17 protein-coding genes and 1 pseudogene are annotated in these 22,904 nt (G+C 72.3%); 12 read left to right on the forward strand and 6 right to left on the reverse strand.

The features are described from left to right. Position 1: 1 nt before the first annotated feature. The gene (locus ACFYXC_RS24530) at positions 2-580 is read left to right on the forward strand and encodes a PadR family transcriptional regulator (RefSeq protein WP_389554043.1); all 579 of its coding nucleotides are present in this window, start codon (positions 2-4) and stop codon (positions 578-580) included. A gap of 48 nt (positions 581-628) precedes the next feature. Here the strand turns inward: ACFYXC_RS24530 and ACFYXC_RS24535 are convergent, their stop codons facing one another. The 4 genes and pseudogenes from ACFYXC_RS24535 to ACFYXC_RS24550 form a co-directional block, all read right to left on the reverse strand. Continuing rightward, entirely contained in the window at positions 629-1,831 is a 1,203-nt protein-coding gene (locus ACFYXC_RS24535) for a serine hydrolase domain-containing protein (protein WP_389554044.1), read from the reverse strand. A gap of 124 nt (positions 1,832-1,955) precedes the next feature. After that, positions 1,956-2,639 carry a glycerophosphodiester phosphodiesterase gene (locus ACFYXC_RS24540; RefSeq protein WP_389554045.1) on the reverse strand — a complete coding sequence of 228 codons (684 nt, stop codon included), beginning with the start codon at positions 2,637-2,639 and terminating at the stop codon, positions 1,956-1,958. A 25-nt stretch (positions 2,640-2,664) separates the two neighbouring features. Beyond that, positions 2,665-3,748, reverse strand: a pseudogene (locus tag ACFYXC_RS24545) (adenosine deaminase). 346 nt (positions 3,749-4,094) lie between these two features. Beyond that, positions 4,095-4,676 (reverse strand): NADAR family protein, encoded by a 582-nt coding sequence (locus tag ACFYXC_RS24550; RefSeq protein WP_389554046.1) that lies wholly within the window; start codon positions 4,674-4,676, stop codon positions 4,095-4,097. A 207-nt stretch (positions 4,677-4,883) separates the two neighbouring features. Between ACFYXC_RS24550 and ACFYXC_RS24555 the strand changes: the two genes are divergently transcribed. The 8 genes from ACFYXC_RS24555 (at position 4,884) to ACFYXC_RS24590 (ending at position 14,524) form a co-directional block, all read left to right on the forward strand. Further along, positions 4,884-6,404: a gamma-aminobutyraldehyde dehydrogenase gene (locus ACFYXC_RS24555; RefSeq protein ID WP_389554047.1), complete on the forward strand. Its 1,521-nt coding sequence runs from the start codon at positions 4,884-4,886 to the stop codon at positions 6,402-6,404. 50 nt (positions 6,405-6,454) lie between these two features. After that, positions 6,455-7,711 carry a spermidine/putrescine ABC transporter substrate-binding protein gene (locus ACFYXC_RS24560; protein WP_389554048.1) on the forward strand — a complete coding sequence of 419 codons (1,257 nt, stop codon included), beginning with the start codon at positions 6,455-6,457 and terminating at the stop codon, positions 7,709-7,711. Beyond that, positions 7,711-8,928: an ABC transporter ATP-binding protein gene (locus ACFYXC_RS24565; protein WP_388911507.1), complete on the forward strand. Its 1,218-nt coding sequence runs from the start codon at positions 7,711-7,713 to the stop codon at positions 8,926-8,928. Before ACFYXC_RS24560 ends, ACFYXC_RS24565 begins: the two co-directional genes overlap by 1 nt. Beyond that, entirely contained in the window at positions 8,928-9,857 is a 930-nt protein-coding gene (locus ACFYXC_RS24570; protein ID WP_389554049.1) for an ABC transporter permease, read from the forward strand. The genes ACFYXC_RS24565 and ACFYXC_RS24570 overlap by 1 nt, the downstream gene beginning before the upstream one ends. Then, positions 9,858-10,661, forward strand: coding sequence for an ABC transporter permease (locus ACFYXC_RS24575; protein WP_388911384.1), 804 nt, complete (start codon positions 9,858-9,860; stop codon positions 10,659-10,661). Next, positions 10,658-12,070: an NAD(P)/FAD-dependent oxidoreductase gene (locus tag ACFYXC_RS24580; protein ID WP_389554050.1), complete on the forward strand. Its 1,413-nt coding sequence runs from the start codon at positions 10,658-10,660 to the stop codon at positions 12,068-12,070. Before ACFYXC_RS24575 ends, ACFYXC_RS24580 begins: the two co-directional genes overlap by 4 nt. A 115-nt stretch (positions 12,071-12,185) precedes the next feature. Then, positions 12,186-12,638, forward strand: coding sequence for a hypothetical protein (locus ACFYXC_RS24585; protein WP_389554051.1), 453 nt, complete (start codon positions 12,186-12,188; stop codon positions 12,636-12,638). An 89-nt stretch (positions 12,639-12,727) separates the two neighbouring features. Continuing rightward, positions 12,728-14,524: a chitinase gene (locus tag ACFYXC_RS24590; RefSeq protein ID WP_389554052.1), complete on the forward strand. Its 1,797-nt coding sequence runs from the start codon at positions 12,728-12,730 to the stop codon at positions 14,522-14,524. Here ACFYXC_RS24590 and ACFYXC_RS24595 read toward each other — a convergent pair. Both ACFYXC_RS24595 and gabT read right to left on the reverse strand, forming a co-directional pair. Continuing rightward, positions 14,463-15,191: a phosphatase PAP2 family protein gene (locus ACFYXC_RS24595; protein ID WP_388911396.1), complete on the reverse strand. Its 729-nt coding sequence runs from the start codon at positions 15,189-15,191 to the stop codon at positions 14,463-14,465. The genes ACFYXC_RS24590 and ACFYXC_RS24595 overlap by 62 nt on opposite strands. 466 nt (positions 15,192-15,657) lie before the next feature. Continuing rightward, entirely contained in the window at positions 15,658-16,992 is a 1,335-nt protein-coding gene (gene gabT / locus ACFYXC_RS24600; RefSeq protein ID WP_388911400.1) for a 4-aminobutyrate--2-oxoglutarate transaminase, read from the reverse strand. A gap of 272 nt (positions 16,993-17,264) precedes the next feature. Here gabT and ACFYXC_RS24605 point away from each other — a divergent pair, with 272 nt between their 5' ends. From ACFYXC_RS24605 to ACFYXC_RS24615, 3 genes are all read left to right on the forward strand, one after another. Continuing rightward, the gene (locus tag ACFYXC_RS24605) at positions 17,265-19,388 is read left to right on the forward strand and encodes an ATP-binding protein (protein WP_388911510.1); all 2,124 of its coding nucleotides are present in this window, start codon (positions 17,265-17,267) and stop codon (positions 19,386-19,388) included. A 159-nt stretch (positions 19,389-19,547) separates the two neighbouring features. Continuing rightward, positions 19,548-21,266, forward strand: a complete 1,719-nt coding sequence (locus ACFYXC_RS24610) for a PucR family transcriptional regulator (RefSeq protein ID WP_389554053.1) — start codon at positions 19,548-19,550, stop codon at positions 21,264-21,266. A 189-nt stretch (positions 21,267-21,455) separates the two neighbouring features. Next, complete coding sequence (locus ACFYXC_RS24615) at positions 21,456-22,901, forward strand: aldehyde dehydrogenase family protein (RefSeq protein WP_389554054.1); 1,446 nt, start codon at positions 21,456-21,458, stop codon at positions 22,899-22,901. The last annotated feature ends 3 nt before the right edge of the window (positions 22,902-22,904 follow it).

Here is a 22,904-nt window from a genome sequence, read left to right on the forward strand (position 1 = left end):
CATGGCGTTGCGCAATGCGGTGATGGCCGCGCTACTGGAGGGTGAGGCGTCCGGGTACGACCTCGCGAAAGGCTTCGAAGCCTCGGTCGCCAACTTCTGGATGGCCACCCCCCAGCAGCTCTACCGCGAGCTGGAGCGCATGGAGGGCGAGGGACTCGTCCGCGCCCGCGTCGTCCAGCAGGAGCGCCGGCCCAACAAACGGCTCTTCTCGCTCACCGAGGCCGGCCGACAGGTGTTGCGCGCGTACGTCTCCGAAGGGCCCGCGAAGCCGTTGGCCATCAGGGACGAGCTGATGGTCAAGGTGCAGTGCGTCGACATCGGGGACACCGGCGACATCGAGGCCGTGCGGACCGCGGTCGCCGAGCGCGTCGAGCGGGCCACCGCCAAACTCGCCCGCTACCTGCGCATGCAGGAACGCATGCTCGCGGGCCGCAGCGAGGACGAGTACCTGACGACCGCCGAACGGGTCGGTCCCTACCTCACCCTCCAGGGCGGGATGGCGCTGGAGCGGGCGAACCTCCAGTGGGGCGAGACCGTCCTGAAGCGCCTCGCCCAGCGCGCCGCGGCGCTCAGCGGCTGACCGGTCCCTTCACGAGGCCGGCCGGCCCGCGCGCCACCGCCGCCGGCCTCAGCCGCCGAAGGCCGCCCGGACGATCCGTTCGGCCACCGGGTTCATGTCCTCGCTCTTCGCGTCGGTCCCGTTGACCGAGTACACGAGCGCGCGGGACAGATCGCGCGTCGCCGCGACGAGCGTGCCGTAGCCGGGGCGTGCCCCCGTCTTGAGCCACAGGATCCTGCCGTTGCCCAGGTCGTGCCGTTGCAGGCCGGCGCTCATGGTCGCGCCGGGCACGTCGGGAAGGGTGAACATCTCCTTCTCCAGGAGCGGCCCGGGGACCAGCCGGCCGCGGAACAGCGCGTGCAGGAGCCGCTCCAGGTCCGCGGTCGTGGAGATCATGTCGCCCGCCGCCCACCGGTCCGACATGTTCCACTCGGTGGCGTCCACCAGCCTGCCGTCCGCCAGCTTCTGGTAACCGCGGTTGTGCGGTCCGTGGACGCGCGGGTCGGGGCCGCCGGGGAAGGACGTGTGCCGCATCCCGGCCGGCCGCAGGACTCGTACGGCCGCCTGGTGCTCGTACGAGTCGCCGGTCACCTTCTCGATGAGCAGGCCGAGCACGGTGTAGTCGATGTTGCCGTACTGCTGCCGCTCGCCGGGGCGGAAGGCGGGACCCGGGGCGACGGAGGCGGCCACGACGTCCTCGGGGGTCAGCGTCTCGTACCGCCGTTCGTACCCTTCGCCGTTCACGTCCCCGAGTGACGAGCCCGGCTTCAGCCCGCTGGTGAAGGTCAGCAACTGCCGTACGGAGATGGGGTCGAACGCCTTCGGGAGGAGGCCGGGGAGGTACGTCTGGACGTGTTCGTCCAGGTCCACCCTGCCCTCGGCGGCGAGCCGCAGCACGACCGCCGCGGTGACGACCTTCGTGGTGGAACCGGCCCGGAAGCGCCCGTTCTCCAGCGCCGCACGGCCGCTCGGCAGGTCGTGCACGCCGGCGCTGCCCCGCCAGGTGCCGTCCCTGCCCGACACGCGGACGAGCGCGGCCGTCGCGTCGTCGTCCGGGAGCCCCGCGATCGCGGCGCGCAGGGCCCGGCCGGTGGCCGGATCCACGCTCTCGCCCTCGACGGCGTGCCGAGCGGCGGCCGTGGGGGAGGAGGGGACGGCGACGGCGGTCCCGGCCAGCGGGACCGCGGTCAGGCCCAGCACCACGGCGGCGGCGCAGGCGGTACGGATACGGACATGCATCAGCTGACTCCCGGAGTGATCGGTGACCTTCATCCTCCGGTCGTACGCCGCCCCGCGGATCCTCTCCCAGGAGGGCGCCGCCCCTGGCCCGCACCCCTACCGACCACCCTGCGGGGCAAGGGTGTTGTCGGGGATCGCCCCTAGGTCGTGCCCCGGCTCAGGAGTCGCGCAGCGCGCACAGCGTGCCGACGCGGTTCGTCGTGATCGAGTCGACGCCCGCGTCCAGGAGCCGTCGCATGGACCGCCGGGTGTCGGGCGTCCACACCGAGACCAGGTATCCGTCCCGGTGGACCCTGGCGACGAGGTCGGGGCCGGCCAGGGTGAAGCGGTAGTTGAGCCACCGCGGCCGCACCGCGTCGAGCAGGGCGGGCCGCGGCGGGGCGAGGCTCGTCCAGGTGAGGGCGATCTCCGCGGCGGGGTCGGCCGCGCGGACGGCGAGCATGGTGTCGGCGCCCGCGCAGTAGTACACGCGTTCCTCGGCGCCGAGGTCATGGACGGCCCCGACGATCCGGCGGACGGCGCGCGCGTCCGCCGGACCCGGCAGGTCGACCATCAACCGGCTGTCGCCCGTGGCCTTCACGGCCTCCTCCAGCGTGGGCACGCCGCCGGATGTCAGCCCGCGCACCTCGTCGGCGGAGAGCGACCGCAGCGGCCTGTCGTGCTCCCACAGCCGCCGCAGCGTGTCGTCGTGCAGCAGGACGGGCACGTCGTCGCGGGTCAGCCGGACGTCGATCTCGACGGCGTCCGCGCCCCTTCGGAGCGCGGAACGCAGTGAGTCGGTCGTGTTCTCACGGACGCGGTAGGGGTCGCCGCGATGGGCCACGGCAGTCACGGTACGCATCGGCCCATTGTGCTGGTGGGCCGGTTCAGGGTGCGAGCCACCCGGCGGTGTACGTGTCGATCTCCGCGGCCAGCGCCGCCTTGCCCGGGCCGTCCAGGAAGGAGACCTCGACGGCGTTCTTGGCGAGCGCGGCGAGACCCCGCTCGTCGAGGTCGAGGAGGCGGGCGGCGACCGCGTACTCGGCGTTCAGGTCGGTGCCGAACATCGGCGGGTCGTCGGAGTTGACGGTGACGACGACGCCCGCGTCCACGAACGTCTTCAGGGGGTGCTCGTCGAGGGTGCGGACCGCGCGGGTGGCGATGTTGGAGGTGGGGCAGACCTCCAGCGGGATCCGGTGCTCGGCGAGGTGTGCGAGGAGCTTCGGGTCCCGGGCGGAGCTGGTGCCGTGCCCGATGCGCTCGGCGCGCAGGTCCGTCAGCGCGGACCACACGGTCTCCGGGCCCGTCGTCTCACCCGCGTGCGGCACGGAGTGCAGGCCGGCCGCGATCGCCCGGTCGAAGTACGGCTTGAACTGCGGCCGGGGTACGCCGATCTCGGGCCCGCCGAGCCCGAACGAGACCAGGCCCTCCGGGCGGAGCCGGTCGGAGGTGGCGAGCCGGGCCGTCTCCTCGGCGGATTCGAGTCCGGCCTCGCCCGGGATGTCGAAGCACCAGCGCAGGACGGTGCCGAAGTCGGCCTCGGCGGCCTTGCGGGCGTCCTCGATCGCGTCCATGAAGGCGCGCTCGTCGATACCGCGGCGGGTGGAGGAGAACGGGGTGATCGTCAGCTCGGCGTAGCGGATCTGCTGCCGGGCCATGTCGCGGGCGACCTCGTACGTGAGGAGGCGTACGTCCTCCGGGGTGCGGATGAGGTCGACGACGGACAGGTACACGTCGATGAAGTGGGCGAAGTCCGTGAACGTGAAGTAGTCGACGAGGGCCTCGGGGTCCGTCGGCACCTTGGAGTCGGGGTGGCGGGCGGCCAGCTCGGAGACGATGCGGGGGGAGGCGGAGCCGACGTGGTGGACGTGCAGTTCGGCCTTGGGCAGTCCGGCGATGAAGGCGTGCAGGTCGGTCAAGGGTTCCTCCCCGGGAACGGCGCCGGGCCGGTGTGCGGCGGGCGCGGGTGATCGGCTGATCGGTGGCTCGGGGATCATCGTAGGCCGCGGCTCGCCTCCGGCGGGGTGGGGTGTGGGTCGGGTGCGGGTTGTCGTGGGCTGAGCGCGCAGTTCCCCGCGCCCCTAGGTGGGTCGGGGCGCCGCCAGCGAATCAGCCGCGCCCCGTCAGGGGCGCGAGGAACTGCGTGACCAGCTCCCACCGACCCGCAGAAGCCCTGTCCCCACCGGCCCGCAGGGGCCCCGTCAGGGGCGCGGGGAACTGCGCGCTCAGCCCCCGCCGACCCGCAGAGGGGCCTGTAAGGGGCGCGGGGAACTGCGCGTCCGGCCCCCTCGGGCCGCGGGCGGGCGCGGGGGGGCCGTCAGGCGGCGCGGAGGTCGGTTCGGGCCTGCATCAGGGCGAAGCCCAGGAGGTTGGGGCCCAGCCACGTCGCCGGGTCGGACGCCCGCTCGTCGTCCGCGGCCAGCCCGATGCCCCAGACCCGGTCCACGGGACTGGCCTCGACCAGCACGCGCTCGCCCGTGCCCAGCAGAAACCCGCGGAGCGCGGCGTCCGAGGCGAACTTCCGCACGCTCCCCTCCACCACGATCCCGAACCGCTCCCGCTCCCACACGGCCTCGTCGAACCCCCGCACCAGCCGCCCGGCCTTCTTCGCGAGCGCGGGGCTCGACGCGTCCAGCGCGAGCCGCTCCGCCTCCGTGTCACCGAACAGCCGCGCCTTGTGCGCCATCATCCAGTGCTCGGCCGTCCGGTACTCGACCCCGTCCGCGGTGAACGGCGACGGCCACCACTGGCTCAGACAGCTCGCCCCGATCCGTCCGTCCGGGCGCGGCCGGTGCCCCCAGAAGTACAGGTATTTGATTTTCGCGCCCGCCCGGACGGCGCTGACCAGCGCCTCCCGGGACGCGATCCGCGATGTGCCTCCCGCTGCGATCTCCCCCATGCATGCGAGTCTGGCACGCACCACTGACACACCGTCCTGCCTTTTCCCCGACAGCTCGACACCTGATCGACAGATTCCGTCGCGTAACCAAAAGGCAACAACGGAATCACTTGTTGGAGCACCATTGCTCTGTCAGGATCGGCACTCAAATCGAGCTGGAGCTACGCCGCCCCCCGGGCTGCGGGGCGTGCGGCGGAGGAGAGCGACATGCACAATCCGGGCCATCGCTTCCAGGCGCAGGACCGTTTCGCGGACGGCGCCCAGTACATCGCGGGCGAGCTGAGAAAAGGAACGTCCGGTCGCCGCCACACCGTCGTCGACCCCGCCACCGGCGACGAGCTCCACACCTACGAACTGGCCGGCCCCGGCGACGTGGACGCGGCGGTCGAGGCCGCCCGGCAGGCGTTCCCCGGCTGGTCCGGCGCCACCCCGGGCGAGCGCTCCGACGCCATGCACCGCTTCGCCGCCGTCCTCGCGGAGCGTGCCGAGGAGTTCGCGCAGGCCGAGTCCCTCCAGTGCGGCAAGCCGGTCAAGCTGACCCGCGAGTTCGACGTCCCGGGCACGATCGACAACACCGCCTTCTTCGCCGGCGCGGCCCGCCACCTCCAGGGCCAGTCCGCCGGCGAGTACTCGGGCGACCACACCTCGTACGTACGCCGTGAGCCCATCGGTGTGGTCGGTTCCGTCGCCCCCTGGAACTACCCCCTCCAGATGGCGGCCTGGAAGGTCCTTCCGGCGATCGCCGCGGGCAACACCATCGTCCTGAAGCCCGCCGAGCTCACCCCGTTCACCTCCCTGCTGTTCGCCGAGGCGGCGACGCGCGCGGGCATCCCGGACGGTGTCGTCAACATCGTCACCGGGGCCGGCCGGGACGCCGGCGAGCACCTGGTCGGGCATCCCGACGTCGTCATGACCTCCTTCACCGGGTCCACCGCCGTCGGCAGGCGGGTCGCCGAGATCGCCACCTCCACGGTCAAGCGCCTGCACCTGGAACTCGGCGGCAAGGCCCCCTTCGTGGTCTTCGACGACGCGGACCTGGAGGCCGCCGTGCACGGCGCGGTGGCGGGCGCCCTCATCAACACGGGCCAGGACTGCACGGCCGCCACGCGCGCGTACGTGCAGAGGCCCCTCTACGAGGAGTTCGTCGCGAGGACGGCCGACCTCATGGACACCGTCCGGCTCGGCGACCCGTTCGCGCCGGACACCGACCTCGGGCCGCTGATCTCGGTCGCCCAGCGCGACCGCGTCGCCGGCTTCGTCGACCGGGCACGTGGCTACGCGCGCGTGGTCACCGGCGGTGAGATCCCGAAGGGTCTGGAGCACGGCGCGTACTACCGGCCCACGCTCGTCGTGGACGCCGCGCAGGACAGCGAGATCGTCCAGTCCGAGATCTTCGGCCCGGTCCTGGTGGTCGTGCCCTTCGACGGCGACGACGAGGGCATCCGGCTCGCCAACGACACCCCGTACGGTCTCGCCGCCTCCGCGTGGAGCCGTGACGTCTACCGGGCGAACCGGGCCACGCGCGAGATCAGGGCGGGCTGTGTGTGGATCAACGACCACATCCCGATCATCAGCGAGATGCCGCACGGCGGATACCGGGCGTCCGGCTACGGCAAGGACATGTCCGCGTACTCGTTCGAGGAGTACACACAGATCAAGCACGTCATGTTCGACAACACCGCGGTGGCCAGGAAGGACTGGCACCGCACGATCTTCGGGGACCGCTAGACGTCGACGGCCCGGACCAGGCCGAACCCTCCCGAAAGGGCACCACGAGCATGGAGCAGTACGAGCCCGACAGTCTGTCCCCGGCCCGGCCGGCCGCCGCACGGCGCGGCCTGCGCGGCGGCCCCCGTGGCGGCGGCGCCTCCCTCAGCCGCCGTTCGCTGCTGCGCGCCTCGACCGGCGGAGCGCTCGCCCTGGGCGGCCTCGGGACGCTGAGCGCCTGCGGGATCCCCGCGGCGAAGAACACCGCGGGTGTCTCGTCCGAGGACCACTCGGCCGACGAGAAGCGGATCAGCTTCTCCAACTGGACCGAGTACATGGACGTCGACGACAGCGAGAAGCGTCACCCGACGCTCGACGCGTTCGCCGCACGCACGGGCATCAAGGTCAAGTACACCGAGGACATCAACGACAACGTCGAGTTCTTCGGAAAGCTCAAACCGCAGCTCGCGGCGGGCCAGGACACCGGACGCGACCTCATCTGCGTCACCGACTGGCTGGCCGCCCGGCTCATCCGGTTCGGCTGGGTGCAGAAGCTGGACGCGTCCAACCTGCCGCACGCCTACGCCAACCTCTCCCAGCAGTTCCGCACCCCGGACTGGGACCCGGGACGCGCGTACTCGTACCCCTGGACCGGTATCTCCACCGTCATCGCCTACAACAAGAAGGCGCTGGACGGGGTGGAGGTGACGTCCCTGTCCGACATGCTCGACAACCCGAAACTGAAGGGGCGCATCGGCTTCCTGTCCGAGATGCGCGACAGCGTCGGCATGACACTGCTCGACCTGGGCAAGGACCCGGCGAAGTTCACGGACGACGACTACGACGCGGCGATCGCCCGTCTCCAGAAGGCCGTCGACAAGGGCCAGATCCGCCGCTTCACCGGCAACGACTACACGTCCGACCTCGCCAAGGGCGACCTCGCGGCCTGTGTCGCCTGGGCCGGCGACGTCGTCCAGCTGAAGGCGGACAGCCCGGACGTCGACTTCGTCATCCCGGACAGCGGCTATCTGACCTCCACGGACAACCTGCTCGTCCCCAACAGGGCACGGCACAAGACCAACGCCGAACGGCTCATCGACTACTACTACGAGCCCGGCCCGGCGGCGCGGCTCGCCGCGTACATCAACTACGTGTGTCCCGTCGACGGGGTGAAGCCGGAACTGGCCAAGATCGACAAGTCGGCGGCCGACAACCCGCTGATCATCCCCGACGCCGCGATGGCGGCCAAGTCGCACTCCTTCCGCTCCCTGAGCACCAAGGAAGAGACGGCGTACGAAGAGAAGTTCGCAAAGCTGACGGGGGCGTGATCACCGTGACTACCGACAACAGCGCGAAAAGCGGCGCGAAGGGCGGCGTGGAGGCCGGCGGCGACGTCCGCCTCTCCGGCATCAGCAAGACCTACGGCTCCTTCACCGCCGTCCAGCCGCTCGATCTCACCGTCCCCCAGGGGTCGTTCTTCGCCCTGCTCGGGGCGTCGGGCTGCGGCAAGACCACCACGCTGCGGATGATCGCCGGTCTGGAGGAGCCTTCCTCCGGCACCGTCCGGCTCGGCGAGCAGGACGTGACGGGCCTGCCCCCGTACCGGCGCCCGGTGAACACGGTCTTCCAGTCGTACGCCCTCTTCCCGCACCTCGACATCTTCGAGAACGTCGCCTTCGGTCTGCGCCGGCGCGGCATCAAGTCGGTGAAGAAGCAGGTCGGGGAGATGCTCGACCTGGTCCAGCTCGGCGAGCAGGCCCGCAAGAAGCCGCACCAGCTCTCCGGCGGCCAGCAACAGCGCGTCGCCGTGGCCCGCGCGCTGATCAACACCCCGAAGGTGCTCCTCCTCGACGAGCCCCTCGGCGCCCTCGACCTCAAGCTGCGCCGCCAGATGCAACTGGAGCTCAAGCGCATCCAGACCGAGGTCGGCATCACCTTCATCCACGTCACGCACGACCAGGAGGAGGCCATGACGATGGCCGACACGGTCGCCGTGATGAACGCGGGCCGCGTCGAGCAGCTCGGCTCGCCCGCCGACCTCTACGAGAACCCGCGGACCACGTTCGTCGCGAACTTCCTCGGCACCTCCAACCTCATCGAGGCGGAGGTCGACTCCGGGAGCGGCGACGAGATCGTCCTCAGGACGGGCGACTGCAAACTCGTCCTGCCCCGGGCGCGGTGTTCCGCCTCCACCACGGCCGGCGGCAAGATCCTGGTGGGCGTGCGCCCCGAGAAGATCAGCCTCACGCACGCCGACGAGGCGGGCGGGATCCCGGCGGGCCGCAACCGCATCACCGGCACCATCGCCGACTCCAGTTTCATCGGCGTCTCCACGCAGTACGTCATCGACAGCCCGGTCTGCCCGGAGTTCGAGGTCTACGCCCAGAACATCGACCGTGACCCCCGGCTCGTCCCCGGCGCCGAGGTGGTCCTGCACTGGAACCCGGCGCACACCTTCGGCCTGGACGCCGGCCAGTCCCCGCTTGCCGGGACAGTGGGCTCCGCCGGGGTCGAGACGGCCGGGGAAGAGGGGGCGGCGGCCTGATGGCGACCGTGACCGACGCGCCACCCCTGGCGCCGGCGCCCGCGCCGAAAGAGCGCCCTCCGCGGCGAAGGGGCCGCCTCACCCCGTACTGGCTGCTGCTCCCCGGCATCCTGTGGCTGCTCGTCTTCTTCGCGCTGCCGATGGTCTACCAGGCGTCCACGTCCGTACAGACGGGCTCCCTGGAGGAGGGCTACCGGGTCACCTGGCACTTCGCGACCTACTGGGACGCGGTGGCCGACTACTGGCCGCAGTTCCTGCGCTCCATCGCGTACGCCGGCACCGCCACCGTCCTGTGCCTGCTCCTCGGCTACCCGCTCGCCTATCTGATCGCGTTCCGGGCGGGCCGCTGGCGCAACCTGATCCTGATCCTGGTCATCGCGCCGTTCTTCACCAGTTTCCTGATCCGTACGCTCGCCTGGAAGACGATCCTCGCGGACAGCGGCCCCGTCGTCTCCGCCCTGGGCTCGCTGCACGTCCTGGACGTCACGAGCTGGCTCGGCATCACCGCGGGCGACCGGGTACTGGCCACACCGCTCGCGGTGGTCTGCGGACTCACGTACAACTTCCTGCCGTTCATGATCCTGCCGCTCTACACCTCGCTCGAACGCATCGACGGGCGGCTGCACGAGGCGGCGGGCGACCTGTACGCGCGGCCCTTCACGACCTTCCGCAAGGTGACGTTCCCGCTGTCGATGCCCGGTGTCGTCTCCGGGACGCTGCTCACGTTCATCCCGGCGAGCGGCGACTACGTGAACGCCGATCTGCTCGGCTCCACCGACACCCGCATGGTCGGCAACGTCATCCAGACGCAGTTCCTGCGCATTCTCGACTATCCGACGGCCGCCGCGCTCTCCTTCCTCCTCATGGCGGGAATTCTCGCGATCGTCACCCTCTACATTCGCAAGTCCGGGACGGAGGATCTGGTCTAGATGGCCCTTCTGCGCTGGCTCAAACGCCGTCTCGTCGTCATCGCGGGTCTGCTGACCCTCGGTTATCTGCTGCTGCCCAACATCGTCGTCACGGTGTTCTCCTTCAACGATCCGCAGGGGCGCTTCAACTACGCGTGGCAGCGGTTCTCCACGGACGCCTGGACCGATCCCTGCGGGGTCGCAGACCTCTGCGGCTCGCTCTCGCTGAGCCTGCAGATCGCCGCCTGGGCGACGCTGGGCGCCACCGTCCTCGGCGCGATGATCGCCTTCGCGCTGGTCCGCTACCGCTTCCGCGCGCGCGGCGCCGTGAACTCGCTGATCTTCCTGCCGATGGCGATGCCCGAGGTCGTCATGGCCGCCTCACTGCTCACGCTCTTCCTCAACCTGGGCGCCGAGCTGGGTTTCTGGACCATTCTGATCGCCCACATCATGTTCTGCCTGAGCTTCGTCGTCACCGCCGTCAAGGCGCGCGTGATGTCGATGGACCCGCGGCTGGAGCAGGCCGCGCAGGACCTGTACGCGGGCCCCCTGCAGACGTTCCTGCGCGTCACGCTGCCCATCGCGGCGCCCGGGATCGCCGCCGGGGCGCTGCTCGCCTTCGCGCTCTCCTTCGACGATTTCATCATCACCAATTTCACCGCCGGCTCGACGGTCACGTTCCCCATGTTCGTCTGGGGTTCGGCACAGCGCGGAACACCGGTACAGATCAATGTCATCGGCACGGCCATGTTCCTCGTCGCCATCCTGTTCGTGCTGGCCGGAATGGTCATCGGAAACCGCCGCAACCGCCGCAGGGCATCATGAGCCGGCACAGGAACCGGGCGAAGTCGCTCTCCGGGGTCCGGCCGGTCCCGTACTGGCTGGACGATCCGGGGCGGCCCGCGCCCGAGCCCGCGCTGACCACCGTCGAGAGCTGTGACCTGCTGGTCGTCGGCGGCGGCTACAGCGGACTGTGGACCGCGCTCCTCGCCAAGGAGCGTGACCCCGGGCGCGAGGTGGTCCTGCTGGAGGGCCGCGAGGTGGGCTGGGCCGCCTCCGGCCGCAACGGCGGATTCTGCGCGGCCTCCCTCACCCACGGTCTGTCCAACGGCCTGACCCGCTGGCCCGACGAGATCCACCGGCTGGAGGAACTGGGCGCCCGCAACCTCGACGCGATCGAGGCGGCCGTCGCCCGCTACTCGCTCGACTGCGACTTCGAGCGCACCGGCGAGATCGACGTGGCCACCGAGCCGTACCAGGCGGCCGAACTGCGCGACTGGCACGAGGAGTCGAAGCAGCGAGGGCTGGCCGAGGGGGTCGAGTACCTGGACGCCGACGCGGTACGGGAACAGGTGGACTCGCCGACCTTCCTGGCGGGCCTGCACGACCCCCGCGGCGTCGCCATGCTGCACCCCGCCAAGCTCGCCTGGGGACTCAAGCGCGCCTGCGTCGGGCTGGGTGTCCGGGTGTACGAGCACACGCCCGCGCTGACCCTGAAGGCGTACGGCGCCGGAATGGCCGTACGCACCCCCTACGGAGGGGTGCGGGCCCGCCGGGTCGCCCTCGGTACGAACGTCTTCCCGAACCTGGTCAAGCGCGTGCGCCCGTACACCGTCCCGGTCTACGACTACGCGCTGATGACCGAGCCGCTCAGCGCGGAGCAGCTCGCCTCCGTCGGGTGGCGGAACCGGCAGGGGCTCGGGGACTCGGCGAACCAGTTCCACTACTTCCGGCTGTCCGCCGACAACCGGATCCTGTGGGGCGGTTACGACGCCGTCTACCCGTACGGCGGCCGGGTGCGCGCCGAGTACGACGACCGGCCGCAGACGTACGCGAAGCTCGCCGGACACTTCTTCACCTGCTTCCCGCAGCTGGAGGGTGTCCGCTTCACCCATGCCTGGGGCGGCGCGATCGACACGTGCTCGCGCTTCTCCGCCTTCTTCGGCACCGCGCACCGGGGGCGGGTCGCCTACGCGGCGGGCTACACGGGCCTCGGTGTCGGGGCGACCCGGTTCGGCGCGGACGTGATGCTCGACCTGCTGGCGGGGGAGCGCACGGAGCGTACGTCGCTGGAGATGGTCCGCAGCAAGCCGCTGCCCTTCCCGCCGGAGCCGTTCGCGTGGACGGGCATCGCGCTCACCAAGTGGTCCCTCGCCCGCGCGGACGCGCACGGCGGCCGGCGCAATCTGTGGCTGCGCACGATGGACCGGATGGGCCTTGGTTTCGACAGCTGAGCCGGACGATCACCCGGCCGGGCAACTCGTGGGCGCAACCCGCGTAATGCCCGGCCCGGACCCCCCTCTCCCCTGTGACGCGACCAGCGTCGACACCAGAGAGGGAGGTTCCGCCATGACAGGGGCCAAGACGGCGGTCGAGTGGCTGGCATCCGTGGCACCGGATCCCGCGGCGTGCCGCCGGGAGTGGGAGCGCGACCCGAGGGGGGTCGCGCTACTGCCGGCGGGCAGGGCCTGGGACGTGCTCATCCTGCCGGGCGGGCTCGGCCGTCCGACGCTCGACGTGCTGACCCGGGTGCTCGACCGGCCCGGACCGGTGCTCGTCGACTTCGGCGACGCGCGGACGGGTTTCTTCGTGCCGCCCGGCACGGCGGCGCGCTGGCTCGGTACCGGGGTGCGGACGGCGGGGCACGGTACGTGGATCGTGGTGCCGTACCCCGGGCGGTCGACCGGCGGGGTCCGCTGGCTGGTCCCGCCGGACGGCTCGGGCACGCTCACCGACCCGGCGCTGCTGGAACTGGCCATGCACGAGGCGGCGGCGGGCCCGCCGGCCGGAGGCCGCGGATGACCGAAGACTGCCGCAGACCTTGACAACCTCATTGGTCTGGACCAAATTGAGCGCGCTCCACCCTCCCCATTCCCCCACAGGAGGTATCCGTGGATCGCGCCAGAACCGTCCTCGCCCTCTGTACGGCCACCGCCCTGGTCGTACCCGGCCTCACCGTGCTGTCGTCGGCCGCCCGTGCGGCCGACGCGGACCTCGCCAGGAACGGCGGCTTCGAGGCCGGCCTCGACAACTGGTCCTGCACGGCGGGGAGCGCGGTCACCTCACCCGTGCGCAGCGGCGCCTCCGCGCTGAAGGCCACCCCGGCCGGCAGCGACAACGCGCGCTGCGCGCAGACCGTGACCGTCCGGCCCGACTCCCAGTACACGCTCGCCGGACACGTCCGCGGCTCCTACGTCTACCTGGGCGCGAGCGGCACCGGCACCACGGACGTCTCGGCCTGGACGCAGTCCGCGCCCGACTGGCAGCGGCTCGCCACCACCTTCCGCACCGGCCCCTCCACCACCACGGTCACCATCTACACGCACGGCTGGTACGGCACCGGCGCCTACCACGTCGACGACATGTCCCTGGTCGGGCCCGGCGGCGACGCGGCCCAGCCGCCGGCCGCACCCACCGCCCTCACGGTCGGCACGGTCACCTCCACCGGCGTCGGCCTGTCCTGGCCCGCGGTGCCGGGCGCGACGGGTTACGCCCTCTACCGCAACGGCACGAAGGTCCAGACGGTGACCGGCACGTCCGTCACCGCCGGCGGGCTGGCACCCTCGACCGCGTACTCCTTCCAGATCACCGCCGTGAACACGGCCGGCGAGTCCGCGAAGTCCCCGGTCGTCACGGCGACCACCGCGGCGGGCCCCGGCGGCGACCCCGCGGACCTGCCCGCCCACGCCCTGGTCGGCTACCTGCACGCGAGCTTCGCCAACGGGTCCGGCTACACGCGGATGGCCGACGTCCCGGACAGCTGGGACGTCATCGACCTGGCCTTCGGTGAACCGACCTCCGTGACCTCGGGGGACATCCGCTTCGACCGCTGCCCGGCCGCCGAGTGCCCCGGTGTCGAGTCCGACGCCGAGTTCAAGGCGGCCATCGAGGCCAAGCAGGCCGCGGGCAAGAAGGTCCTCATCTCGATCGGCGGCCAGAACGGCCAGGTGCAGCTGACGACCACGGCGGCCCGGGACACGTTCGTCTCGTCGGTCTCGAAGATCATCGACACGTACGGGCTCGACGGCCTGGACATCGACTTCGAGGGCCACTCGCTCTCCCTGAACGCCGACGACACCGACTTCGAGAACCCGAAGACCCCGGTGATCGTGAACCTCATCTCGGCGCTGAAGACCCTGAAGGCGAAGTACGGCGACGACTTCGTCCTGACGATGGCCCCGGAGACGTTCTTCGTCCAGCTCGGCCACCAGTACTACGGAACCGGCAAGTGGGGCGGCCAGGACCCGCGCGCCGGGGCCTACCTCCCGGTCATCCACGCCCTGCGCGACGACCTGTCCCTCCTGCACGTCCAGGACTACAACTCGGGTCCGATCATGGGCCTCGACAACCAGTACCACTCCATGGGCGGGGCCGACTTCCACATCGCGATGACCGACATGCTCCTCACCGGCTTCCCGGTGGCGGGCAACGCGGCCGACGTCTTCCCGCCGCTGCGCCCGGACCAGGTGGCCATCGGCATGCCGGCCACGACGAACGCGGGCAACGGCCACGTACCGCCGTCCGAGGTGAACAAGGCCCTGGACTGCCTGACCAAGAGGACGAACTGCGGCTCGTACGCCCCGCACGGCACCTGGCCCGCCCTGCGCGGCCTGATGACGTGGTCGATCAACTGGGACCGCTTCGGGGGCTGGGAGTTCTCGCGGAACTTCGACGGGTATTTCGGCTGACCGCCGACAGACCCAGCAGCAGTACGGCACTCAGGCACCAGCTCCCCGCCACGTCCAGCGGCCAGTGGTAGCCGCGGCGGACCAGGCCGTAGCCCACGGCCGCCACCAGGACCAGGCAGGCGATGGTGAGTTCGCGGCGCAGGTGGCGGCCGGCGAGCCAGGGGAGCAGGAGGAGGACGGCGGCCCCGTAGGCCACGCAGGCCGTGGCGGTGTGGCCCGAGGGGTAGTAGCCGTCGCCCGCCATGCCCGGCGGGCCCGTGCGGCCGACGGCCTCCTTCAGCGGGATGACCAGGGCCGGCACGGCGGCCATCAGGAGCAGGGCCGCCAGCGGTGGCAGCCACCAGCGGGGCAGGGCCGCCCGCCGGGCCCGCCACGCCACGTACGCGGCGACCGCCAGCAGGACCGGGACGGCGACCCCGACATTGCCGAGGTCCGCGAGGAACTCGGCGGCCCTCTCCGGAAAGCGGCTGCCCGCGACCGTCCGGGCGAGACGCTCGTCCGCGCGCCGGACCGGCGTGTCGACGGCGGCCTGCCAGGTGAGGAGGACGAAGAGGACGAGGAGGACGAGCGGGGCCAGGAGCCGGGTCCCGACAGCCGGCCGGCCGTCGCCGTGGCTGCCGCTGTCGGGCTCGTGCGGCGACAGACGCCGGTCCGGGATGCTGGTCATGCACTCAGCGTGCCAGGAGTACCCGGCCGGACCCCGTCAGGGGCGCGGGGAACTGCGCGACCAGCCACGACGGACCCGCACCCGGCCCGAGGCCCCACGCGGGACGCGAACGCGCCGAAGGGCTTGCACCAGGGGGGTAGGTGCAAGCCCTTCGGTGGTACCGGACCGGGTCGTCGCGCGCCCCGGGGGGTTTGGGGCGGGCGACTGTCCGATCGGTGAGGAGACCCGGAGCACGAGGCCCCGGTTGTGTGCGCGAAGGCACGACCAGGGCGAAGCTGGGGAGGCCCCGTCCTGATGTCACCCACAGTCCCCTGTGGGTGCGGTGCATCTCTCATCTGCGTAGAACCTACGACAGGGCGGGGGCCTCCGACAGACGGATTCCGCACCCGCCATGCACCTCGCACACCTTCTTCACACGCCCCGCTCCTGGCACCCCCGTGACCGGAACCGATGAGACCGACCTCGCTCAGATGCGGGCAAAAACCTGCTCGATGATGTCGAGTCCCTCGGTCAGCAGGTCCTCGCCGATCACCAGCGGAGGCAGGAAGCGCAGCACGTTCCCGTAGGTGCCACAGGTCAGGACCAGCAGGCCCTCCTGGTGGCACGCCCTTGCGAGCGCGGCGGTCGACTCCGGGTCCGGTTCCTTCGTCGTACGGTCCTTGACCAGTTCGATCGCGATCATCGCGCCCCGGCCGCGGACGTCGCCGATGATGTCGAACTTCTCCGCCATCGCGCCGAGACGCGCCTTCATCGTCTCCTCGATCGCCTTGGCCCTGGCGTTGAGATCCAGCTCCCTCATCGTCTCGATCGAGCCGAGCGCGCCCGCGCAGGCCACCGGGTTGCCGCCGTAGGTGCCGCCGAGGCCGCCCGCGTGCGCGGCGTCCATGATCTCGGCGCGGCCGGTCACGGCGGCGAGCGGCAGCCCGCCCGCGATGCCCTTGGCGGTGGTGATCAGGTCCGGGACGATGCCTTCGTCCTCACAGGCGAACCACTGGCCGGTACGGCAGAACCCGGACTGGATCTCGTCGGCGACGAAGACGATGCCGTTGGCGGACGCGAACTCGCTGAGCGCCGGCAGGAAGCCCTTCGCGGGTTCGATGAAGCCGCCCTCACCGAGCACCGGCTCGATGATGATCGCGGCCACGTTGTCCGCGCCGACCTGCTTGGTGATCTCGTCGATGGCCTGCGCGGCGGCCTCGGGCCCCGCGTTCTCCGGGCCGGTCGGCCAGCGGTAGCCGTACGCCACCGGGACGCGGTAGACCTCGGGCGCGAACGGGCCGAAGCCGTGCTTGTACGGCATGTTCTTCGCGGTGAGCGCCATCGTGAGGTTGGTCCGGCCGTGGTAGCCGTGGTCGAAGACGACGACCGCCTGCCGCTTGGTGTGGGCGCGGGCGATCTTGACGGCGTTCTCGACGGCCTCGGCGCCGCTGTTGAAGAGGGCGCTCTTCTTGGCGTGGTCCCCCGGCGTCAGCTCGGCGAGCGCCTCGCAGACCTCCACGTACCCCTCGTACGGCGTGACCATGAAACAGGTGTGGGTGAAGTCCTGGAGCTGGGCGGCGGCCCGGCGTACGACGGCCTCGGCGGAGGCGCCGACACTCGTCACGGCGATGCCGGAGCCGAAGTCGATCAGCCGGTTCCCGTCGACGTCCTCCAGGATGCCGCCGCCGGCCCGAGCCGTGAAGACGGGCAGCACGGACCCCACCCCGGCCGCGACGGCGGCACTGCGGCGGGCCTGCAGTTCCTGCGACTTCGGGCCGGGAATGGCGGTGACGATGCGGCGCTCCTGCGGAACTGCGCTCATGAGGGGCTCCCTGAGGTGGTGCGAACGGCCTGCTGCCTTCTGTTTCCTTCTTCGCAGGCTAGGGCCGGGGACGGGGGGCGGGCATGCTCCATCCGGGCGTTGTCCGCGGCGCCGCTTGTCCGACTTGGACAGGGCGCGGCCGGGCGGGGGCGGGCGGTGCGGCCACGGTCTCCGCCGCGTACCCGGCCGGGTGAGCGGTGAACTCCCTTACGGAGGGCGTTAAATTGACTCGCAACCACGTACGGAGCGGCTGGTCAGGGGTGGCAGAGGCGATGGACAGCGACGGCACGCACGACGCACGGGGCACACACGCCGATCGTGTGCCCCGGCCGGCCGGACCGCCCCAGGTGCCGCCGCGGCCCGCCCGGGCCCCCGGCGTGCCCCCGCTGCCGGACGGATCCGCCTTCCTCACCTGGCTGCGGACCCCGAGGCCCGAGGCCGCGCCGGGCGTGTGGCGGTTCGGGCACCGGCCCCGGCCCGAGGCGGAACCGGAGGAGATCCCGGCCCGGCAGCTGCTCAGCGGCGCGTTCATCGCGTTCCTCGTGGGATGGCTGATCTGGTCGCTGCTGTGGAACGGCTACCTCGGCGGCTGGTGGCTGCTGCCGCTGTACGCGATGATCCCGGACTCCTGGGCCGAACCGCACAGCTTCGGCTCCGTCGTGGTCGTCTACGCCTACTACGTGGCCGTCGCCATGACGATCATGATCGGCGTCGGCCGGCTCGGCCGCTGGAGCGAGGTCTGGCGGCGGTACGGACCACCCGCCTGGCGACGCTCCGCGCCCGTCGGCGACCGGCCGCCCGTGCCCGAGGAAGACCCCGCCGAGTGGAACGCGCTGCGGGCCTCCGGTGCCGCCGAGGCCGCCGAACGGCTCGGCGCCGACGCCCGCGCCGGGCTCATGCGCGACGTCGACCACGCGCGGATCACCCGCGCCTGGCAGGGCGTGCGCAGCGGCCGGCACAGCCTCGCCACCTTCACCGGCGCCGTGCTGAGCGAAGGCGCCGCCGCCTGCCCGCACCCCTCCGGCGAGCGGGACCTGCCGGGCCGGCTCGCCCGGCACGACCTCGTCACGGGACAGGTGCGCCTCGGCACCACCGCCGACGACCCGCGCAACCCGTACGCCTACCGCGGCACCGGACTCGCGCTCGGCCCCGAGCTGCTGGGGACCTCGCTGCTCGCCGTCGGACCCGCCGGATCCGGCAAGACCGGCGGCGTCGTCCGGCCGCTCGCCGAGTCGCTGTGCCTGCACGCGCTCGCCGGACGGGCGGCCGTGGTCGTCGTCGGCGCCGCGGGGGCGGGGGTCGGCCCGGTGGACGCGTACGACGTCGTGGTGCGGATCGGCAACCCCGAGTCCGTGTACGACCTCGACCTGTACGGCGGCACCACCGACCCGGACGAGGCCGCGGCCGTGCTCGCCGAGGCACTCGTCGGTGATCTCGCCGACCCGCACCCCGGCGGGGACAGCCGGCGCTCCACCACCGTGCTCGCCCAGCTGCTCGGACCGTACCGGGCCGTCCACGGACACTTCCCGTCCGTGCCCGAGCTGCGGCAGCTCCTCGACGGCGCCCCCGGCCCGCTCGCGGCACTGCGCGACGCGCTCACCCGGAGCGGGCAGGAGTCGCTGCTGCGGGAACTCGACGCGCGGGAGCGGCAGCTGGCCCATCCCGGCGACGTGGGCGGGGTGCTCGCGGACCGGGTGGCACTGCTCGACCGGCCCGCCTTCGCCGGCTTCTTCGACACGTCCGGGCAGACCCGGCCCTTCTCGCTGCGCGCCCTCGACCATCCCGTACGCGTCCGGATCGACCTGCCCCAGCGCGGGCACGCCGACGCCTCGAAGATCCTGTCGCGGCTCGTGCTCGCCCAGTTCGCCGCCAGTGTCGCGGTGCGTGAGGACCGGTCCCTGTTCGCCTGCCTCGTGCTCGACGACGCCACCGGGGTCGTCACCCCCGAGGCCGTGCGCGGCATCCAGCGGCTGCGGTCCGCCAACGCCGGGGTCGTGATGACCCTGCGCACCCTCGACGACGCGCCCCGCCCGCTGCGGTCACCGCTGCTCGGCGCGATCGGGTGCCGGGTCGCGCTGTCCGGACTCACCCCGTGGGACGGGCAGGACTTCGCCGAGGTGTGGGGCAAGGAGTGGATCGAGGCGCGGGACGTCACCGACCGGCAGATTATCGCGGAGACACCGGCGGGCAAGGCCGTCCACATGCTGCGCCGGGTGATCACCGGTAACGCGCCCACCGCCCGGGCCGTGACCGTGCGGCAGGTCGAACGGGAGCGCTGGTCGGCGTCCGAGCTGGCGCACGCGGTGCCGGCCGGGCACGCGGTGCTCTCGCTGACCAGCGTGCGAGGGGAGCACGCGCCTCCGCTGCTGGTGGACCTGCGCGACCCGGGGAACTGAGCCGCGCCGCATCCCTCGGGGGCGTGGCGGGACGTCCGGACATATGGTCACCGGCCGACCGTACGGTGAGGCAGAATCGGCAGAGGCCGTTCATACATCACGGCCAAAAGATCACCCCGTCCGCGACCGTCGAAGAACCTGTGAAGACCTGAAGGCCCCATGCCCCCCACGCTCGCCTCGCTCGTCCATCACTCGGCGCTCAAGCTCACCGTGCGCGCGGGCCGGGACCGACTGGACACCCCCGTCCGCTGGGTGCACGCCAGCGAGCTCACCGACCCCGTGCCGTACATGGAGGGCGGGGAGCTGCTGCTCATCACCGCGCTCAACCTGGACGCCGAGGACCCCGACGCCATGCGCCGGTACGTGAAGCGGCTGGTCGGGGCGGGCGTGGCCGGGCTCGGATTCGCCGTCGGCGTGCACTACGAGCGGCTGCCCGAGGCGCTGGCCGACGCGGCGGCCGAAGAGGGACTGCCGCTGCTGGAGGTCCCTCGGCGCACCCCCTTCCTCGCCATCAGCAAGGCCGTGTCCGCGGCCATCGCCGCCGACCAGTACCGCGCGGTGACCGCAGGGTTCGCCGCACAGCGCGAATTGACGAAGCAGGCGCTGAACGACGGGCCCGAGGGCCTGCTGTCCGCGCTCGCCTCACAGGTCGACGGCTGGACCGCGCTGTACGACGCCTCCGGTGCCGTCGTCGCCACCGCGCCGGACTGGGCGGGGCGCAGGGCCGCCCGGATCGTCGCGGACGTGGAGCGGCTCCGGGAGCGGCCCGCGCCCGCGAGTTCCGTCGTCGGCGGCGGCCGTGCCGGGGGAGCCGACGGGGCCGGCGGCGCGGACGACGAGGACCGGGTCGAGCTGCACTCGCTGGGGACCGGACGGCGGGCCCGTGGCGCGCTCGCCGTCGGGACCGCGGCCGCGCTCGGTACGGCCGAGCGGTACGCCGTGCACTCCGCGATCGCCCTGCTGACGCTCACCACCGAACGGTCCCGGTCCCTGTACGCCGCCGAACAGCGCATCGGGGCGGCCGTGCTGCGGATGCTGCTCGCCGGGCAGCCCGACCACGCCCGTGGGGTCGCCGGAGACCTGTACGGCGGACTGCTGGACGCGCCCTACCGGATGATGCTCGCCGAGGCCGCCTCGGCGTCCGCCGGGCGGGCCCGGGCCGGGGGCGGCGCGGGGAGCGGTGACGGCGCCGACACGGTCGGCACGGCGGACGCCGGGGCGGCCGCGGCCGCGCTCGCCGACGCCGGGGGCGACCTGGTGGCCGGGCTCGTCGAGGTCGTGGAGTTCGAGGCCGCCCGGTCCGGCGAGGCCGTGCTGGTCGTACCCGACGGGTCGCGCGTCGTGATCCTCGCCGCGGACGGGGGCGCGGTGGTCGCCGCCTGCACGCGGTACGCGGAGACCGTAGGGATCGCGCGGAGCGGCTCGGAGTCGGGGACGGACGAGGACGAACTGGTCGTGGGGGTGTCCGCGCCGGCCGGCCCCGTCGCCGCCGGGGCCGCCTACAAGCAGGCCGAGCAGGCGCTGTCCGTCGCCCGAAGGCGGGGGCGGGTGCTGGTCGAGCACGAAGAGGTGGCCATGGGGTCGGTCGTGCCGCTGCTCGCGGACGACGCGGTGCGGGCGTTCGCCGACGGGCTGCTGCGGGCGTTGCACGAGCACGACGCGACCGGGCGGGGGGATCTGGTCGCCTCGCTGAGGGCCTGGCTGTCGCGGCACGGGCAGTGGGACGCCGCCGCGGCGGATCTCGGGGTGCACCGGCACACGCTGCGGTACCGGATGCGGCGGGTGGAGGAGATCCTCGGGAGGTCGCTCGACGATCCGGACGTGCGGATGGAGTTGTGGCTCGCCCTGAAGGCGACGTCCGCCCCTGCGGGGGGCTAGGCCGGCCGCCCTCGGGTGAGGGTGCAGGTGGGTGGGGGCTGGGGTTTTGCGCAGTTCCCCGCGCCCCTGAGCGGGTGTCCCTGGGTGGGTGCCCCATACGCGGTGTCCGACGAAGTGGAGTGGGGCTGGGGAGCAGTGCTCCTTCCTGGACAAGTGGGTCCTTGGGGGCCTGGCCCTACCGTGGACTTCATGACTTCCAGCCATGCCTTCTGGGTCGCCGGGCGCCAGGTCGCCGGCGAGACCGCCTTCGATGTCACGTCGCCCTGGGACGGGCGCCTCGTCGGCAGGGTCGGCGTGCCGGGCGACGCCGACGTCGAGGAGGCCGTCGCGGCCGCGTACGCCGTGCGGGACGAGTTCGCCGCCACGCCGGCCCATGTGCGGGCCGCCGCCCTGGACCACGTGAGCAGGCGCCTCGCGGAGCGGACCGAGGAGATCGCCCGGCTCATCTGCGCCGAGAACGGCAAGCCGCTCAAGTGGGCCCGCGGCGAGGTCGGCCGGGCCGTGTCCGTGTTCCGGTTCGCGGCCGAGGAGGCCCGCCGGTTCAACGGCGGGGAGGCCCAGCGGCTCGACACCGACCCGGGTGGCCAGGGGCGGCTCGCCCTCACCCGGCGCTTCCCGAAGGGCGTCGTGCTGGGCATCGCCCCCTTCAACTTCCCGCTCAACCTGTGCGCCCACAAGATCGCCCCGGCCATCGCGGCGGGCGCGCCCATCATCCTGAAGCCCGCGCCCGCGACCCCGCTCAGCGCCCTGCTCCTCGGCGAGCTGCTGGCCGAGACCGGGCTGCCGGCCGGCTCCTGGTCCGTGCTGCCCGTCCCCAACGACAGGATGCCCGCGCTGGTGCGCGACGAGCGGCTGCCCGTCATCTCCTTCACCGGGTCCGACAAGGTCGGCTACGCGATCATGGACTCCGTACCGCGCAAGCACCTCACCCTGGAACTGGGCGGCAACGGGGCGGCCGTCGTGCTCGCCGACTGGGCGAGCGACGAGGACCTGGAGTGGGCCGCGACGCGTATCGCGACCTTCAGCAACTACCAGGGCGGGCAGTCCTGCATCTCGGTGCAGCGGGTCGTCGCGGACGCGTCGGTGTACGACCGGCTGCTGCCCCGGATCGTCGCCGCCGTCGAGGCGCAGGTGACCGGGGACCCGTCCGACGACGCCACCGACGTCGGTCCGCTGGTGAGCGAGGACGCCGCCAGGCGGGTCGAGTCCTGGGTCGAGGAGGCCGTCGGCGCCGGCGCCGAACTGCTCGCCGGAGGCAAGCGCGACGGTGCCTCGTACGCGCCGACCGTGCTGGCCGGCGTACCGGACGGAGTGACGATCGCCCGCGAGGAGGTCTTCGGGCCCGTCCTGACCGTGCAGAAGGTGGCGGGGGAGGCCGCCGCCTTCGCCGCCGTCAACGAGTCCGCGTACGGGCTGCAGGCCGGGGTGTTCACCCACGACCTGCAGACCGCCTTCCGGGCCCACCGGGCGCTGGAGGTGGGCGGTGTGGTGATCGGCGACGTCCCCTCGTACCGTGCCGACCAGATGCCGTACGGCGGTGTGAAGCAGTCCGGCGTCGGACGGGAGGGCGTCCGGTTCGCCATGGACGACTACACCTACGAGCGGGTGCTGGTCCTCACGGGGCTCGCCCTCTGAGGC

Source organism: Streptomyces sp. NPDC002701 (assembly GCF_042889045.1).
In the GTDB taxonomy this organism is placed as follows: Bacteria; Actinomycetota; Actinomycetes; order Streptomycetales; family Streptomycetaceae; genus Streptomyces.